This window comes from Gemmiger formicilis (genome assembly GCF_016901605.1).
GTDB lineage: Bacteria > Bacillota > Clostridia > Oscillospirales > Ruminococcaceae > Gemmiger > Gemmiger formicilis_B.
Genome location: NZ_JACJKP010000051.1, coordinates 1 through 15,665 on the forward strand (window position 1 = coordinate 1; position 15,665 = coordinate 15,665).

The window sequence follows — 15,665 nt, forward strand, 5'->3', positions numbered from 1 at the left end:
CCGGCAACCATTGAGTTCGAATAAAACGAAACACCGCAAAAACCCAGTATTTATGCGGGCTTGCGGCGTTTCAAGAAGTCTTTTGATAACAATTTGATAACAGCCATACAAGAGCCATTATTCTTGTAGCCCAGTGGTTTACGGGTTACAGAATGATAAAAGGCGGCTTGTATGGCGAAAGAAATCCATATTAGAAAGCCCTTAGCTGTGGGTAATAACTCATAGCTAAGGGCTTTTTGTCGTTCTTATTCATCTTTTTTGAGCTTGTCCTGAAACGCCTCCACCAGCGTATCGCTTAACTCCTGCGAAGGCACTTTCGCCCAGAGCTGCGAGGTATCGTATTTCGGATAGTAGTAACGCCAGTTGTTGTATTCTTCCCTGCTGATTTCCTCGGAAGATAGCTTGTCCGCCTGCTCTTTCCAAGCACAGAGCATTTTTGATAGCTCGGCAGCGTCCTTGCCTTTGTCCTTATTGACTTTCAGACAGACTTCTCCGTCTGCTTCGCTGACAGTAAGACCGTAAATATCTTCAAGGGTAAATAAGGTGTGCATAAGACCGATGTAGCTGTCAATGTCGGGAACATCAAGAGCCTGCGGGGAAACATCAAGCACCTGCGCCAATGCAGCTGTTAAGTCTGCTTTTGGTTTTCGGGAGCCTGTTTCATATTGCGCCAATCGCACATCGGCGCTTCGTTCGGGAAAACCGACAGCCGTACCAAGATATTTTTGCGTCATGCCACGCAGAAGCCTGAAAAAATGGATTCTCTCACCAATAGCCATAGTGTTATCGCTCCTTGCTTTATGTAGTGTATTTAGTATAGCAGATATGTTTAGTAAAAGTCAAGAGAAAACGAAACAAAAAAGTTTAATATTTTCTCGCAAACCGCTTGACAAAAGCAAATATGCTTAGTATAATGAAATGGAATTAAGCAAATAAGTTTAATTAAATATCCGTCGTGCGTCACGGTAATGGCGTACCCGCCCGGGCAAATCGGAAGGCGGCAAGAAAGTATTCCGACACGAAATAAATGAAACTAAAAACAGAAGGGAAGGTGATGTATATGGAAAACAGGTTTATCCGTGCCGACGATGTGGCGCAGGAACTGAATGTATCCAAGCCCTATGCCTATAAGCTCATCAGGAAGCTGAACGAGGAACTGAAAGCGAAGGGATTTATTACGATTGCGGGGCGTGTCAACCGCCAGTATTTTTATGAAAGGCTCTACGGAGCCGGAAAGGAGAAGGAATAATGCCGGTATTTAAAAATGAGGACAACGGTACTTGGTATGTGATGGCAAGGTATGTGAACTGGAAAGGCGAGCGCAAGCAGAAATGCAAGCGTGGCTTTGCCACAAAGAAAGAAGCGCAGGAATGGGAGCGAATGTTCCAGTTGCAGAACTCATCTGACCTTGATATGAGCTTTGAGGCTTTTACGGAGCTGTATATCCGAGATGTGAAAAACCGTCTGAAGGAAAACACTTGGCTGACGAAGGAGCATATTATCCGCACGAAGATACTGCCCTTTTTCGGCAAGCTAAAAATCAGCGAGATTTCTACAAAAGAAATCATCACTTGGCAGAATGAAATGCTTGCCTATCGTGACGAGAAGAAAAAACCGTACTCACAGACTTATCTGAAGACGCTGCACAATCAGCTTTCCGCTATCTTCAACCATGCTGTGCGTTACTACGAGCTGCGTTCCAATCCCGCCGCAAAGGTGGGAAATATGGGAAGCGAGGAACACAGGGAAATGCTGTTCTGGACGAAAGAGGAATACAAGAAGTTTGCCTTTGAGATGATGGACAAGCCCGTTTCCTTTTACGCCTTTGAAATGCTCTACTGGTGCGGTATCCGTGAGGGCGAGCTGCTGGCGCTGACTCCTTCGGACTTCGACTTTGACAAGGAAACGGTCACGATCAACAAATCCTATCAGCGTTTGCACGGGGAAGATGTGATTACTACGCCGAAAACAAAGAAAAGCAACCGTACCATTAAAATGCCGCATTTTCTCTGTGAGGAAATGCAGGAATATCTCGGTATGCTCTACGGACTCAAAAAGAAAGACCGTATCTTTACAGTAACGAAAAGCTATCTTCATCACGAGATGGACAGAGGTGCAAAAGCCGCAGGCGTGAAGCGTATCCGTATTCATGACCTTCGTCACAGCCATATCAGTTTGCTGATCGATATGGGATTTTCGGCGGTGGCGATTGCCGACCGTGTAGGACACGAAAGCATTGAAATCACTTATCAGTACGCTCATCTGTTCCCGTCCAAACAGACGGAAATGGCGAAGCGATTAGACGATTTAGGGAAAGGAGATTTTGAAAATGTCAGCTAAGAACAGAGACAACAAAAACCGTTGGAGAAATATCACGGTGGGATTTCGGGTATCGCCCGAAGAAAATGAACGCATTAACAAAGCGGTCGCCTTATCGGGACTGCCGAAGCAGGAATACTGCTACCGTCGCTGTCTCAATCAGGATGTGGTGGTGCAGGGCAATCCGAGGGTGTATAAGGCTCTGAAGCAGGAGCTTTCCGCCGTCCTTACGGAGTTACAGAGGATTGAAGTGGGAAATGGTGTAGATGAGGAACTACTCAATGTCATTGAGCTGATTTCCGTCATTCTCGGCGGCTTGAAAGGAGAGGAACAGAATGAATAAGCAAAAAGAAATGACCGCCCGAACATCATCTGTTGGCGCAGATGAAAGGCAGTCACTCCATGTAACCAATAATAGTATAACCAATCAAGGCAGAAATATCAATGCTTTTCTTCTGGAAGGCGGTGACAGGAATGGCTGAACTGAAAATCATCAGTATGGACGAAGTACAGAGCAAGGAAGTAAATTGGCTCTGGTATCCATATATTCCATACGGGAAAATCACAATCATTCAGGGCGATCCCGGCGAGGGCAAAACAACTTTGGCGTTAAGACTGGCGGCGCTTCTCTCGAAAGGAGAGCCGCTGCCCTACGATGATGCCAAGCGTGAGCCTGTTAAGATTATCTATCAAACTGCCGAGGACGGACTGGAAGATACCATCAAGCCGAGACTGGAATCCGCTGAGGCAGACTGTACGCAAATTAAAGTCATAGATGAATCGGAAGCTGCACTCAGTATGCTGGATGAACGAATTGAAAAAGCAATTATAGAAGTCGGTGCAAGGGCGGTAATCCTTGATCCGATTCAGGCGTATGTTGGTGCGAATATCAATATGAACAACGCTAACGAAGTCCGTAATGTGATGGCACAGCTCGGACGAGTCGCAGAAAAATATGACTGTTCTATTTTGCTTGTTGGTCATATGAACAAAGGCAGCGGAAATAAATCTTCCTACCGTGGACTTGGTTCGATTGACTTTCAGGCTTCGGCGAGAAGTGTTCTGATTGTCGGGAGAATTAAAGACAATCCACAGGTCAGAGTGATGGTACAGGACAAATCCTCCCTTGCTCCAGAGGGCGAAGCGATTGCTTTTGAGCTGGACAGGGAAAACGGATTTCGCTGGCTCGGTCATTACGATATATCAGTGGACGATTTACTCAGCGGGATTCCAAAAGAAAAGAAATCCGAGCAAGCGGAAAATCTTATCCTTGAATATCTTTCAAAGGGGAGATATCCGCAGAAAGAATTGGTAAAGAAAGCACAGGCGATGGGTATTTCGAAGCGTGTGCTGGATGAGGCAAAGAAAGCGCTGAATGTCCAATCGGTTAAGGAAGGCAGTCAGTGGTACTGGCAGCTTCCCGAAAAAATGGAGTGAGTTTTTTCAAGGTTGCAACATTGCAAAAGCTAGCACATCTGCAACCTTGCAATGTTCCTTTTTCGGGAAGTGATAAAGTTTGGACGGGGTTGCAAGGGTGTCCTTTTCAAAGGACAGCCCTTACGGGGGAGTTGTCCGCAGACAACGGGGCAACGCCCCATAACCCCCTCGGAGAGCGCAATAGCAGCTTTTGATGGCAGTAGGCTGTCAAAAGTGCTTTTGCGTTACTCTTGGCAAGAGTAACAGAACCGAGGAAGAACGATTTTTAAGAGATTGGAGGTGTAATTTATGCAAAGAACGATCAGCGCAATGGTCGGAAAAGGCTCAGTCAACCACAACAGCCGCAAATTCAAAGCGGAGAATGTAGACGGCAACCGCACTCATCTCAATATAGATTACTGCAACGAGCCGATAAGGAAAGTGTATCACGAATTATTCGATGATGCGCTGAAAAGATACAACGACAGGCAGACAAGAGCTGACCGAAAGATAGAAAACTACTATGAAAAAATCCGCAGTTCCAAACAGGAAAAACCGTTTCACGAACTGATTTTGCAGATAGGCGATAAGGAAAATATGAGCGCTGAAAGCGAAAACGGGACGCTTGCCCGACAGATTTTAGATGAATACTATCGTGGGTTTCAGGAGCGAAATCCGCAGTTAAAAGTATTTTCGGCTCATCTGCATATGGATGAGGCAACACCGCATCTGCACATTGATTTTGTTCCCTTTACCACCGGCAGCAAGCGTGGACTGGATACAAGAGTGTCGTTGAAACAGGCGCTTGCAGCACAGGGCTTCAAGGGCGGTACTCGTGGAGATACCGAGTGGAATCAATGGGTAAGCGCAGAAAAATCCGCCTTAGCGTTTGTTATGGAACGCCACGGAATTGAGTGGGAACACAAGGGGACTCATGAAAAACATCTCTCTGTTTTGGATTACAAAAAGCAGGAGCGAGAAAAGGAAATTAACGCTCTTGAAGATAAGCTTGTCGAGAAAAAAGATGAGTTTCGTGTTATGGCTGACCGTATTAAAAACTTTGATAATGGCGAAAGAGCGTTGCAAAATCTTGATGAGAGTATCATGAACGGGCCTGAATATCAGCTCCCTGAGCCTTCTGCGATGATGTCGGCAAGGAGCTACAAGACAAAGTTTGTTGAGCCGCTTGTAGCCCGATTTAAATCTTTAATCAGCACCTTATTTGCACGATATTTCAAGGCGTTGGACAGTTATCACAGGTTGAACATCACAAACGGAAATCTATATCGTGAAAACGAAAAGCTCTCAAAAATTAACGGTAAGCTTACCGAAGAAAACACAAGGCTGAGGGCTGAAAACAAAGATTATTCGCTGCTTCGCAGAGTATTCGGACACAAACAGATAGACAGCTTGCTTGAACAGGCGAGAAATCTCAAAGGTCAAAAGCGTGATTACACACGCTCAAGATAAATCATTTTTCAGGAGGAAAACAAAATGGCAAAGATGATTTTTGAAGAACTGGGCGGCACTTATATACAGCAGGGAGATTATTTTCTTCCTTGTCTGTCTTTACCCGCCGAAAAAGAAACCAAGCCTATCGGCGTATGGGGGCAGCGGCATTTGCGCTATCTCAAACAGCACCGCAAGGTGCTTTATACCAACCTGCTTACAAGCGGCAAGCTGAACAGCTATCTTGTGGATATTGACGAGCAGGCGGAAGATACGTTTCTTCGGCTGGTAAAACAGATAGCGGAGCGAGAGGGCTTAACTGAACAGCTAAAGGCAGAAAATTCAATGCTGTGGGTACAGACAATGAACAGTATTCGTAATAGAGCAATGGATATTGTAAACGAGGAAATTATCTATAATTAAAGCATTATAACGCATACAACTGTAAAATTGTGGCGGGTAGGGATAAACTCCTTACCCGTCTTTTTTTGCTCTCTTAAACGCTTAAACAGGGCGGTTTGACACCGAAAAGCGTTACATACTTCACTTGTTAGTCACAATCTCTTGACTTTTTGAACTGCGTTCAGCATAATGTATTTGAACAATGTTCAAAAGGAGGTATAGTGTGGATAATAAAGAAGCCATTATACAGGCGACGATTAAACTAATTGAGGAAAAAGGGGAACATTTAGACGAAGTTACAGTCCGTGAGATATGCAAAAGAGCAGGCGTTGGATTAGGCCTTGTAAATTATCATTTTGGAAACAAGGATCAACTCATCGAGCAATGTATTGAGCGTATGATAAACGGAACAGTTGAGCATTTTCAGAATATACGAGAGAAAACAGACGGCTTTACTCCTTTTGAGAAGCTCACTTATCTCGGCAATATAACCCTTGATTTTCTGTTTGAACATTATGCCATTTCCAAAATTTCTGTTCTTACCGATATGCAGTCACCGAAAGAAAATGACAACACTTACAGAACTTATGCGGCATATCTTCCGCTTGTTGCAGCCTGCCGTCCTGACCTTGATGAAGCGGCGATAAGACGAAAAACGCTGTATTTGATTACCGTTATGCAGCAAATGTTCCTACGATACGAAATTATATCGCAAATATTGGGGATTGACCTTAGACAGAAAGAAAACCGCAGGAATTTTCACACACAAGTTTTACACGATATTTTGGAGGTATAAAGAGTGAATATAACAGTGATAAACGGAACGGAAAAACACGGCGTTACCTATCGTCTAAAAGAGATGTTTTTAGCAGACTTTAGTGATAATGCGAATATTACAGAATATTATCTTCCAAAGGATTGCCCCGCTTTCTGCGCTGGCTGCACAAACTGTATCTTAAAGGGCGAACAGAAATGCAAGGATGCTGAATATATCAGGAAAATTGAAAAATCACTTTTGGAAGCGGACTTGATTGTGATGACATCGCCTGCATATGTCTTTCATGCGACCGGTGCAATGAAAGCGTTACTTGACCATTTTGCCTATCGTTGGATACCGCACCGTCCTGCTCCTGAAATGTTTGGAAAACGAGCTGTCATCATAACACAATGCTTGGGCAGCGGAGCAAAATCTGCGGCAAAAGATATGAAGCACAGCTTATCGTGGTGGGGCATTTCCAAAATCGAGATATTTACCGGTGCATTGATGAGCGATATCGTCTGGGAAAAATTGCCGCAAAAGAAACAAGCCGAGCTTGCGGGAAAGCTTCAAAAGCTGTCTCGGAAGTTTGCTCATATAGATTATACAAAGCCCGCACATACAAATTTGATTACGAAATTTAAGTTTTTCTTCTGCCGTATGATGCAGAAATCCATACATAGATCAGATCCCGAATACCTTGACGGAAAGTATTGGGCGGAGCAAGGCTGGCTTGCCGACAGCAGACCGTGGAAATAGTTTGTATTGTATGGAAAAATACTTCTGCAACCGCAGGTTGACACATTTCAAACCGCCGTTTGGTGGTATGCAACCTTTGAAAAGAGTATCCTATACATAGAAATAGGGCGATTGCACTACAGTATCAAACGGAGGTAAATGATTATGATTTTAGCGGATAAGATTATTCGATTGAGAAAAAGAAATGGCTGGTCTCAGGAAGAACTGGCTGCAAAAATGAATGTGTCCCGTCAGGCGGTATCCAAATGGGAGGCTGCACAGACTACACCGGATTTAGAAAAAATTCTTCAGCTTGGAAATTTGTTCGGCGTGACGACCGATTATCTTCTCAAGGACGAAATGGAAGATGAGGAGTTCACAGATGAAACAGATATACCTGTGAAACGGATTACTTTGTCACAGGCAGATCATTTTTTGAAATGGAGAAAGTCTGCGTCCGTAAAAATTGCCGTAGCAACTTTTCTTTGCGTTATTGCGGTAATCCCTCTTTTGCTTTTGGGAGCTGTGTCCGAGGTTGCTCTCTCCATATCTGAAAATGTCGCCGGAGGGATCGGGCTTGTTTCTCTGTTCGTTTTTGTTGCTGTTGCAGTTGCGATCTTTCTGCACTGCGGCTTTAAAAATGCACCCTATGACTTCATTGATAAAGAACCTTTTGAAACAGAATATGGCGTAACGGGAATGGTTAAAGAAAGACAAAAAGAATATAGACCTGTCTATGTAAGGAGCAATATGATTGCAACCGGTATCTGTATTCTATCCCCCGTTCCTCTGCTGGTCGGTGCGTTTACCGAAAACGAATTTTTAATCGTTATCATGCTGGCAATTACTTTGCTGCTCGCCGGAATCGGAGCAGGAATATTTATCATAGCCGGCGTTCGATGGGCGAGTATGCAGAAGTTGCTGAAAGAGGGTGAATATACACCCCAAGAGATAAGGAAAAGCTACATTAAGGAAACGATTGCAACAGCGTACTGGCTGTCAGCAACAGCTATATACCTTGCCTGGAGCTTTTTAACAAACGCATGGGAGACTACCTGGATTGTGTGGCCGGTGGCAGGGGTCTTGTTTGCAGGTGTTATGGCGATCTGCCGTTTATTCACAGACAAGAAAGATTGATAAAATCCTATCGCATTTTAAGGGCAGAAGTGATATTAACACGCTTAAGACGAAGAATGACAACTGCAAATAACGCAATGTAACGCATACAACTGTAAAATTGTGGCGGGTAGGGATAAACTCCTTACCCGTCTTTTTTGCTCTCTTAAACGCTTAAACAGGGCGTTTTGACACCCAAAAGCGTTACATATTCCGTTTCACTGTTATAGCTGCTTGACAAAAAGCAGCTATTTCCATATAATAAGAAACAGATGTTGCGTAATAAATGTTGCCTTAAGGAGATGAACAAATGCCCCCGAAATTTAAGTTTACAAGAGATGAAATAACTAATGCCGCTTTGAATGTAACACGGAAGAATGGAATATCTGGATTGACCGCAAGAGCGTTGGCTGCGGAGCTTGGATGCTCTGTCAAACCGATTTTCGGACTGTTCAAAAATATGGAGGAAGTCGGGCAGGAGGTTTTTATAGCTTCTGACCTGCTGTATCAGAATTATTTGCGTGAAGATATGGCTAAGGGAAAATATTCCCCCTATAAGGCAAGCGGCATGGCATATATCCGCTTTGCCAAAGAAGAAAGGGAGCTTTTCAAGCTGCTTTTTATGCGTGACCGAAGCCGTGAAAAAATAGAAGAAAACAAAGAAGAAATCAGACCCCTTATGCAGTTAATACAGCAAAATTTAGGGATTAGTGAAGATGAAGCATATTTGTTTCATCTGGAAATGTGGCTCTATGTTCACGGTATTGCTACGATGATAGCCACTTCCTATCTTGATTGGGACGATGAATTTATCAGCAGAGTGCTTACCGATGCTTATATGGGACTTAAATACCGCTATACGGAGGGAAAAGACAATGCAGGCAATTAAAACTGTTCAGCTTACAAAAAAATATAAGGATGTAACCGCCGTAGACGGCCTTGATTTGACGGCCCGGCAAGGCGAATTATTTGCTCTGCTTGGCGTAAATGGGGCAGGAAAAACGACCACAATTAAAATGCTTACTTGCTTGACAAAGCCCGACAGCGGCAACGCCTTTGTGAACGGCAACAGTATTGTTACTGATGTGGCTGCGGTGAAAAGTATCATAGGCGTATCTCCGCAGGAGACAGCCGTTGCCCCAAATTTAAGTGTAAGGGAAAACCTTGAGCTGATGTGCGGTGTTCACGGTTTTACAAAAGAGAAGATGCATGCTAAAACCAAGGAGCTTTCCGAACAATTTGATTTAACCGCTATTTTGAGCAAAAGGGCAGGTAAATTATCGGGCGGTTGGCAACGCAGGTTAAGCATTGCAATGGCTCTTATCAGCGAGCCGCAGATACTTTTTCTTGACGAACCGACATTAGGGCTTGATGTTCTGGCACGAAGCGACTTATGGGATACCATTCGTACACTTAAAGGGAAAATAACCATTATCTTGACCACGCACTATATGGAGGAAGCGGAAGCTCTTGCAGACCGTATCGGTATTATGAAGGACGGCAAGCTGCTTGCGCTCGGAACAGCGGAGGCATTGAAAGCAAAGGCGGGAACGGAAAAATTCGAGGACGCTTTTGTTGCTATTGTAAAAGGGAGTAAAAAATTATGAGATTGCTTGCATTTTCGGGTAGAACGGCAAAAGAAATACTGCGTGACCCGCTTAACCTGTTTTTTGGCTTAGGCTTTCCTCTTGTCCTTATCGGTTTGCTTACTGCAATACAGGCAAATATTCCTGTGCCGATGTTTGAGCTTGACAATCTAACCCCCGGCATAACGGTATTTGGATTATCCTTTATGACTTTGTTTGCCGCTGTCCTTATTTCAAAGGATAGAGAAAGTGCATTGCTGCAAAGGCTTTATACTACTCCGCTTACCGCTTCGGATTTTATTTTCGGCTATACCCTGCCAATTTTACCGATTGCAGTAGCACAGGGGGTTATTTGCTACATAGCGGCGGCTCTGCTCGGCTTGAAGCTGACAATCACTGTTTTATATGCCTTGCTGTTTCTCATTCCCGTAGCATTGTTTTATATTGCTTTGGGGCTTATCTGCGGAAGCGTTTTTAATTCAAAGCAGGTCGGCGGTATCTGTGGAGCGTTACTTACCAATTTGTCCGCTTGGATGTCGGGGATTTGGTTTGATGTAGACCTTGTAGGCGGCGTATTTAAGAAAATCGCAAATGCTTTGCCTTTCATCCATGCTGTTGAATTGGAACGGGCTGTCTTTAGTGCGGATTATTCGGGTATCCTGCCGCACCTTTGGTGGGTGCTCGGTTATACCATTGTGGCTGTTGCAGGGGCTGTGCTTTTATTTTTGCGGCAGATGAAAAAACAATAATAGTAGCCGACAAAGGAGGGCGGTACAATGACAATAAAATTATTTTGCAATGCAATCATAAAATTTGTGCTTGGAATTATTCTTGTAGGGCTACTTCTGTTTCTGCCTGCGGGAACAGTGCAATATCCCAACGGTTGGTTGCTTATGGGAGTTTTGTTTGTTCCTATGTTTGTCGCCGGTATTGTGATGATGTTCAAAAACCCCCAATTATTAAGTAAGCGTCTTAACGCTAAGGAACAGCAAAGCGAGCAAAGTCTTGTAATAAAACTTAGCGGCTTGATGTTTGTTGTTGGCTTTGTATTGGCAGGGCTTGATTTTCGTTTTGGCTGGCTGTCGCTTCCTAAAACAGTGCCTTACATAGCGGCTGCTATATTTTTGATTGCGTATTTGCTTTATGCAGAAGTCTTACGGGAAAATACATATCTCTCCAGAACGATTGAGGTGCAGGAAAATCAAAAGGTAATTGATACAGGACTTTACGGTATTGTCAGACATCCAATGTATAGTGTAACAATTATTCTTTTCCTTACAATGCCATTGATGCTTGGATCAATACTCTCTTTCGTTGTGTTTCTCTTTTATCCTCTGATTATCGCAAAAAGAATAAAAAACGAAGAACAGGTACTTGAAACCGAACTTGACGGATATGCAGATTATAAAAAGAAAGTTAAATACAGGTTAATACCTTATATTTGGTAGTCTTAAATTATATTATTTAGAAAAAGGTAACAGGGATTAAATTGCTATCAGCTAAGATGCAGAGCTGGAGAACTGAGTATTAAATTTAAAAACGGAAATTTTAAAACCGTCTCATTGCATAGGTTTTTTCATTGACTTATACTTGTGTACAGGAGGTGCTTACAATGGCAAATGAAGATAAAAAAGATTTTAATGCGATGCTGCATGATAGTAAGGATATGCCCAAATTTCAGACGATCACAGATGAAAAAAGCATAGAGAAGTATGGCGGAAACAAAATGTATTTTGCGCCGCCGATTGATTATGATAAGGTTATGCGTCTTGTGCCGTATGGAAAACTGCTTACTGTTGGTGCGATAAGAGAATATTTTGCAAATGAAAATGGAGCCGATTTTACAGAGCCGATTACAGCAGGAATATTTGTTTCGATTGTTGCGTGGGCGAGCTATCAGCGTTCCAAGGATGTAACACCTTATTGGCGCACCTTAAAGGCGAATGGGGAATTAAACGCCAAATATCCCGGCGGCATAGAAGCTCAGAAAGAAAAGTTGGAAGCGGAAGGACATACGATTGTCCAAAAAGGCAGGAAAAATATCAGATACTATGTTAAAGACTATGAAAGAGCTCTATTTGTGTTATAGATGTCTTTGGGAAACGATTTTAATATCTTGATTTTCTAAACAAAATCGCTTATAATGTGAGCCAGAACATATTGTTATTATCCGCAGTTTCAGAGCCAGTGTTATCAACCCCGATAACAAATTGATAACATTAGCCCATATAGGCAGGATAATATGGATACATCAAATATTCAAAAGCACCACGAATACGACAGAGAATAATCTCTAAACAAAATTGATTAGGCTTTGTCGAGTTTGAATAATTTCGGACTGCCAAAAAGCGCATTTCCATGTAAAATTCCGGAACATGAAATGCTTTTGAAAGCAATCTGATAGCAGTTTTTCATGATCCGTCAAAAGAGCCAACTGACTTGTCAAAAGCAGTTGGCTTTTTTTGTTTGTTCAGTAGATGGTTGACGGTACAGGGCTTATTAAGAACCATGCGGACTGTAAGAATGTTTGAGCAACAAGAGTTTTGCATGCGGCTTTCTTTCTGTATATGCAATTGCTGTGTTGGCAAAAAACATTTGTACTGTTATAATCAAAAAGACGCTTGATTGTTACCGAAAAGTGGATGGACATACATACTTTTCTTTCGTTTCCAAGGAGTAGGGAAGATGCAACAAATTTTTCTTCTGGAGGATGATGCCGCACTGGGCCGCGGAATCAGCATGGCTCTTTGTGGAGCAGAACAAGCCGTGGTTTTGGCAGATAGCATTGTACAGGCAAGGCAAACACTGGCAAAAACACAATTTGACCTGCTGATTCTGGATATCAACCTTCCCGATGGCAGCGGTCTGGACCTTCTGCGGGCACTGCGGTCTCAGGGGAACGCCACGCCCATTATTATGCTTACTGCCAACGACCTGGAAATGGATGAGGTCACCGGCCTGGAAGCGGGCGCGGATGACTACATCACAAAGCCTTTTTCGCTGGCGGTTCTGCGGGCGAGAGTGCAAGCGCAGCTTCGCCGACGCAGCGTACATTCCTCCTCCCAAATGGAGATAGGGCCATTCCTGTTCGATTTCGACCGAATGATCTTTCGCAGGGACGGTTTGCCGGTGGAGCTATCCAAAACCGAGCAGAAGCTGCTGCGTGTGCTGGTGGAAAATCTGGGACATGCCGTCCCCCGCATCACATTGGTAGACCGTGTGTGGACCGACGGTGCTGAATTTGTGGAAGAAAACGCGCTTTCCGTTACGGTCAAGCGGCTGCGCGCCAAACTGGAGAAAGACCCTGCTAAACCGGAATATCTGAAAACGGTATACGGTATCGGCTATACCTGGGCGGTGAATCCATGATCGGGTACATTGTAGCCGGTGTCGCTCTGTTGGCAGCGCTGGTGATCGTAGTGGTGGAACGCTGGCAGACTGTCCGCACGATAAAGCGCCTGGATGCGATGCTGGAAGCTGCCATTGCCGGACATTTTACTGAAGAAACTTATGACGAAAGCCGACTCTCCGCCCTGGAAAGCCGGCTAGCCCGCTACCTGACAGCCAGCGCGCTGTCTGCCCGCAATGTACAGGAGCAGAAGGATCAAATCAGCAGCTTGATTTCGGATATATCCCACCAGACCAAAACCCCGGTGGCCAATCTGCAGCTCTATGCACAACTGCTTGCCGAACAGCCCCTGACACCCCAGGAAGAGGAATGTGCCGGGGCCATTTTGACGCAGGCAGCCAAACTCCAGACACTGATTGAAGCTCTGGTCAAAACCTCCCGGCTGGAAAACGGGATTCTGGCAGTACATCCGGAAATATCGGAACTTTCTTACGTAGTGGACCGCGCAGTGACGCAGTACGTGCCCAAGGCGGCCGAAAAGGGGGTTGTATTGACGGCCGTCCCGACAGAAGGAAAAGCCGTTTTTGACCCCAAGTGGACGGAAGAGGCGCTGTGCAATCTCCTGGACAACGCGGTGAAATACACGCCTTCCGGAGGAGCAGTGACCGTTACGGTGAAGAACTATGAAATGTTCTCTGCCATATGTGTCACCGATACAGGACCGGGAATCCCGGAAGCAGAACAGGCCCGGATTTTTGGTCGATTTTATCGTAGTGCCGGAAACTATCAGGAGCAGGGCGTTGGGATCGGGCTATATCTGACCCGCCAGATAGCTGAAAAGCAAGGCGGCTATGTGAAGGTTGAGAGTGTTCCGGGAACAGGAAGTACCTTTTCACTGTTCCTTCCGCGTCCGTAAGAGGATTCTGTCAGAACTGTCACATTCTTGAAAGTACCAGGACAGATTCGTATGCTATAGTCTGTATTGTCAAAAGACGATACAGACTTTTTCGTTGGGAGGAAAAGAAAATGACGATTTTACAAACCAGTGGTTTGAAAAAATATTACGGCTCCGGAGATACCCAGGTAAAGGCACTGGATGGCATGAACCTGAACATCGAGCAGGGGGAATTTGTAGCGATTGTGGGCACCTCGGGTTCCGGCAAATCCACCTTGCTGCACATGCTGGGCGGTTTGGACCGGCCCACTGCAGGCACTGTCACCGTGGATGGAAAGGACATCTTCACGCTGAAGGACGAGGAACTGACCATCTTCCGGCGCCGTAAAATCGGGTTTGTGTTTCAGGCTTATAATCTCGTGCCGGTTTTGAGCGTGTGGGAAAACATTGTTCTCCCCATCCAGTTGGACGGCAATAAAGTGGATACCGATTTTGTCGAGGCTGTGGTTTCCACTTTGGGATTGGAAAAGAAACTGCCCAGTCTGCCCAACCAGCTTTCGGGCGGCCAGCAGCAGCGTGTTGCCATTGCCCGGGCACTGGCAACCAAACCTGCCATTCTTCTGGCTGATGAACCGACCGGCAACCTGGACAGCAAAACCAGCCAGGATGTGCTCAGCCTGATGAAGGTGACGGGGCAGAAATTCGGCCAAACCATGGTAATGATCACCCATAACGAGGAGATTGCCCAGCTGGCTGACCGCATCATCCGCATTGAGGATGGGCGGATCGTGGAACGGTAAGGGGGAAGAAGTCATGAAAGTATCCAATGGCAGCTGCATCCGCCGGTTGAGTATCCGGGCTTTGCTGGCCAACCGGACCCGCAATATTGTAGCGGTACTGGCCATTGCCCTTACGGCGGTACTGTTTACTTCACTCTTTACCATTGCCATGTCCATCAACGAGGGCATCCAGCAGAACAATTTTCGTCAGGCCGGGGGCTGTTCTCACGGCACGTTCAAGTATCTCACGGAAGAACAGTGCGCGGAACTGCAGGGCGATTCTCTGATTCAGGCATACGGTATCCGCCGTTTTCTGGGCATGCCCATGGAGGTCCCCTTCAACAAATCCCATGTGGAGATCGGCTACTCCGACGCCAATGAAGCGCACTGGGCCTACTGTGATCCAGTAGAAGGGCGACTCCCGCAGGAGGGGACCAACGAGGCAGCCACCGACACCCATGTTCTGGAACTGCTGGGCGTGGAGCCAAAAATCGGCGCGGAATTTACCGTCACTTTTGATGTGGACGGCCACGAAACCACCCAGACCTTTACTTTGTGCGGCTGGTGGGAGTACGACGAAGCGATCGTAGCCAACCATATCCTCGTCCCCGAAAGCCGGGTGGACGCCGTTTTGGCAGAAGTGGGGGTGACCCCGCCGGGCAACGATGGTATGACCGGAAGCTGGAACCTGGATGTGATGCTTAAACACGGCGCCCGTTCCATTGCTGACGATATGGAAAAGATTCTGACAAACCACGGCTACCAGTCACAGACGGCGGGAGACAACTATATCGCCATTGGTGTCAACTGGGGCTATACCGGGGCACAGCTTTCGGACAAACTGGACCCCACCGTAGTG

The 15,665-nt window shown here is 45.4% G+C and carries 19 protein-coding genes and 1 pseudogene; 19 read left to right on the forward strand and 1 reads right to left on the reverse strand.

Annotation, left to right across the window (positions count from 1 at the left end; all coding sequences use genetic code 11):
* Positions 1–245: 245 nt before the first annotated feature.
* A complete protein-coding gene (locus H6B10_RS05745) occupies positions 246–779 on the reverse strand; it encodes a helix-turn-helix domain-containing protein (RefSeq protein ID WP_066557123.1) in 534 nt (177 codons plus the stop codon).
* A gap of 281 nt (positions 780–1,060) precedes the next feature.
* Between H6B10_RS05745 and H6B10_RS05750 the strand changes: the two genes are divergently transcribed.
* The 19 genes and pseudogenes from H6B10_RS05750 to H6B10_RS05840 form a co-directional block, all read left to right on the forward strand.
* Positions 1,061–1,249, forward strand: a complete 189-nt coding sequence (locus H6B10_RS05750) for a transcriptional regulator (RefSeq protein WP_003532935.1) — start codon at positions 1,061–1,063, stop codon at positions 1,247–1,249.
* Complete coding sequence (locus tag H6B10_RS05755) at positions 1,249–2,340, forward strand: site-specific integrase (RefSeq protein WP_066557120.1); 1,092 nt, start codon at positions 1,249–1,251, stop codon at positions 2,338–2,340. Before H6B10_RS05750 ends, H6B10_RS05755 begins: the two co-directional genes overlap by 1 nt.
* A complete protein-coding gene (locus H6B10_RS05760; RefSeq protein WP_066557118.1) occupies positions 2,330–2,662 on the forward strand; it encodes a plasmid mobilization protein in 333 nt (110 codons plus the stop codon). Before H6B10_RS05755 ends, H6B10_RS05760 begins: the two co-directional genes overlap by 11 nt.
* A complete protein-coding gene (locus tag H6B10_RS05765; RefSeq protein ID WP_156500714.1) occupies positions 2,655–2,801 on the forward strand; it encodes a hypothetical protein in 147 nt (48 codons plus the stop codon). Before H6B10_RS05760 ends, H6B10_RS05765 begins: the two co-directional genes overlap by 8 nt.
* Positions 2,794–3,756 (forward strand): AAA family ATPase, encoded by a 963-nt coding sequence (locus tag H6B10_RS05770; protein ID WP_156500712.1) that lies wholly within the window; start codon positions 2,794–2,796, stop codon positions 3,754–3,756. Before H6B10_RS05765 ends, H6B10_RS05770 begins: the two co-directional genes overlap by 8 nt.
* A gap of 288 nt (positions 3,757–4,044) precedes the next feature.
* The gene (locus H6B10_RS05775; protein ID WP_243427276.1) at positions 4,045–5,205 is read left to right on the forward strand and encodes a plasmid recombination protein; all 1,161 of its coding nucleotides are present in this window, start codon (positions 4,045–4,047) and stop codon (positions 5,203–5,205) included.
* Between the two features lie 24 nt (positions 5,206–5,229).
* On the forward strand, positions 5,230–5,607 hold the full coding sequence (locus tag H6B10_RS05780; RefSeq protein WP_066557113.1) for a TnpV protein: 378 nt from the start codon (positions 5,230–5,232) through the stop codon (positions 5,605–5,607).
* Positions 5,608–5,809: 202 nt separating this feature from the next.
* Entirely contained in the window at positions 5,810–6,382 is a 573-nt protein-coding gene (locus H6B10_RS05785) for a TetR/AcrR family transcriptional regulator (protein ID WP_055273826.1), read from the forward strand.
* Between the two features lie 3 nt (positions 6,383–6,385).
* On the forward strand, positions 6,386–7,102 hold the full coding sequence (locus H6B10_RS05790) for a flavodoxin family protein (protein ID WP_021949696.1): 717 nt from the start codon (positions 6,386–6,388) through the stop codon (positions 7,100–7,102).
* A gap of 144 nt (positions 7,103–7,246) precedes the next feature.
* Complete coding sequence (locus H6B10_RS05795; RefSeq protein WP_055273822.1) at positions 7,247–8,218, forward strand: helix-turn-helix domain-containing protein; 972 nt, start codon at positions 7,247–7,249, stop codon at positions 8,216–8,218.
* A 289-nt stretch (positions 8,219–8,507) separates the two neighbouring features.
* The gene (locus tag H6B10_RS05800) at positions 8,508–9,086 is read left to right on the forward strand and encodes a TetR/AcrR family transcriptional regulator (RefSeq protein ID WP_055273820.1); all 579 of its coding nucleotides are present in this window, start codon (positions 8,508–8,510) and stop codon (positions 9,084–9,086) included.
* Complete coding sequence (locus H6B10_RS05805) at positions 9,073–9,804, forward strand: ABC transporter ATP-binding protein (RefSeq protein ID WP_055273818.1); 732 nt, start codon at positions 9,073–9,075, stop codon at positions 9,802–9,804. Before H6B10_RS05800 ends, H6B10_RS05805 begins: the two co-directional genes overlap by 14 nt.
* Positions 9,801–10,532 (forward strand): ABC transporter permease, encoded by a 732-nt coding sequence (locus H6B10_RS05810; RefSeq protein ID WP_055273816.1) that lies wholly within the window; start codon positions 9,801–9,803, stop codon positions 10,530–10,532. The genes H6B10_RS05805 and H6B10_RS05810 overlap by 4 nt, the downstream gene beginning before the upstream one ends.
* Positions 10,533–10,559: 27 nt before the next feature.
* Positions 10,560–11,231: a methyltransferase family protein gene (locus H6B10_RS05815; RefSeq protein WP_055273814.1), complete on the forward strand. Its 672-nt coding sequence runs from the start codon at positions 10,560–10,562 to the stop codon at positions 11,229–11,231.
* A gap of 164 nt (positions 11,232–11,395) precedes the next feature.
* Positions 11,396–11,872, forward strand: coding sequence for an MGMT family protein (locus H6B10_RS05820; RefSeq protein WP_055273812.1), 477 nt, complete (start codon positions 11,396–11,398; stop codon positions 11,870–11,872).
* Positions 11,873–12,468: 596 nt separating this feature from the next.
* A complete protein-coding gene (locus H6B10_RS05825) occupies positions 12,469–13,152 on the forward strand; it encodes a response regulator transcription factor (RefSeq protein WP_204650615.1) in 684 nt (227 codons plus the stop codon).
* Positions 13,149–14,048: a sensor histidine kinase gene (locus tag H6B10_RS05830; protein WP_204650617.1), complete on the forward strand. Its 900-nt coding sequence runs from the start codon at positions 13,149–13,151 to the stop codon at positions 14,046–14,048. The genes H6B10_RS05825 and H6B10_RS05830 overlap by 4 nt, the downstream gene beginning before the upstream one ends.
* A 110-nt stretch (positions 14,049–14,158) precedes the next feature.
* Positions 14,159–14,827 carry an ABC transporter ATP-binding protein gene (locus H6B10_RS05835; RefSeq protein WP_204650619.1) on the forward strand — a complete coding sequence of 223 codons (669 nt, stop codon included), beginning with the start codon at positions 14,159–14,161 and terminating at the stop codon, positions 14,825–14,827.
* Between the two features lie 13 nt (positions 14,828–14,840).
* A pseudogene (locus tag H6B10_RS05840) lies at positions 14,841–15,665 on the forward strand (ABC transporter permease); the annotation flags it as partial.

Coding starts and splice junctions, on each gene's coding strand:
- H6B10_RS05745 (WP_066557123.1), bottom strand. CDS start 779: ATGGCTATTGGTGAGAGAATCCATTTTTTCAGGCTTCTGCGTGGCATG.
- H6B10_RS05750 (WP_003532935.1), top strand. CDS start 1,061: ATGGAAAACAGGTTTATCCGTGCCGACGATGTGGCGCAGGAACTGAAT.
- H6B10_RS05755 (WP_066557120.1), top strand. CDS start 1,249: ATGCCGGTATTTAAAAATGAGGACAACGGTACTTGGTATGTGATGGCA.
- H6B10_RS05760 (WP_066557118.1), top strand. CDS start 2,330: ATGTCAGCTAAGAACAGAGACAACAAAAACCGTTGGAGAAATATCACG.
- H6B10_RS05765 (WP_156500714.1), top strand. CDS start 2,655: ATGAATAAGCAAAAAGAAATGACCGCCCGAACATCATCTGTTGGCGCA.
- H6B10_RS05770 (WP_156500712.1), top strand. CDS start 2,794: ATGGCTGAACTGAAAATCATCAGTATGGACGAAGTACAGAGCAAGGAA.
- H6B10_RS05775 (WP_243427276.1), top strand. CDS start 4,045: ATGCAAAGAACGATCAGCGCAATGGTCGGAAAAGGCTCAGTCAACCAC.
- H6B10_RS05780 (WP_066557113.1), top strand. CDS start 5,230: ATGGCAAAGATGATTTTTGAAGAACTGGGCGGCACTTATATACAGCAG.
- H6B10_RS05795 (WP_055273822.1), top strand. CDS start 7,247: ATGATTTTAGCGGATAAGATTATTCGATTGAGAAAAAGAAATGGCTGG.
- H6B10_RS05800 (WP_055273820.1), top strand. CDS start 8,508: ATGCCCCCGAAATTTAAGTTTACAAGAGATGAAATAACTAATGCCGCT.
- H6B10_RS05805 (WP_055273818.1), top strand. CDS start 9,073: ATGCAGGCAATTAAAACTGTTCAGCTTACAAAAAAATATAAGGATGTA.
- H6B10_RS05810 (WP_055273816.1), top strand. CDS start 9,801: ATGAGATTGCTTGCATTTTCGGGTAGAACGGCAAAAGAAATACTGCGT.
- H6B10_RS05815 (WP_055273814.1), top strand. CDS start 10,560: ATGACAATAAAATTATTTTGCAATGCAATCATAAAATTTGTGCTTGGA.
- H6B10_RS05820 (WP_055273812.1), top strand. CDS start 11,396: ATGGCAAATGAAGATAAAAAAGATTTTAATGCGATGCTGCATGATAGT.
- H6B10_RS05825 (WP_204650615.1), top strand. CDS start 12,469: ATGCAACAAATTTTTCTTCTGGAGGATGATGCCGCACTGGGCCGCGGA.
- H6B10_RS05830 (WP_204650617.1), top strand. CDS start 13,149: ATGATCGGGTACATTGTAGCCGGTGTCGCTCTGTTGGCAGCGCTGGTG.
- H6B10_RS05835 (WP_204650619.1), top strand. CDS start 14,159: ATGACGATTTTACAAACCAGTGGTTTGAAAAAATATTACGGCTCCGGA.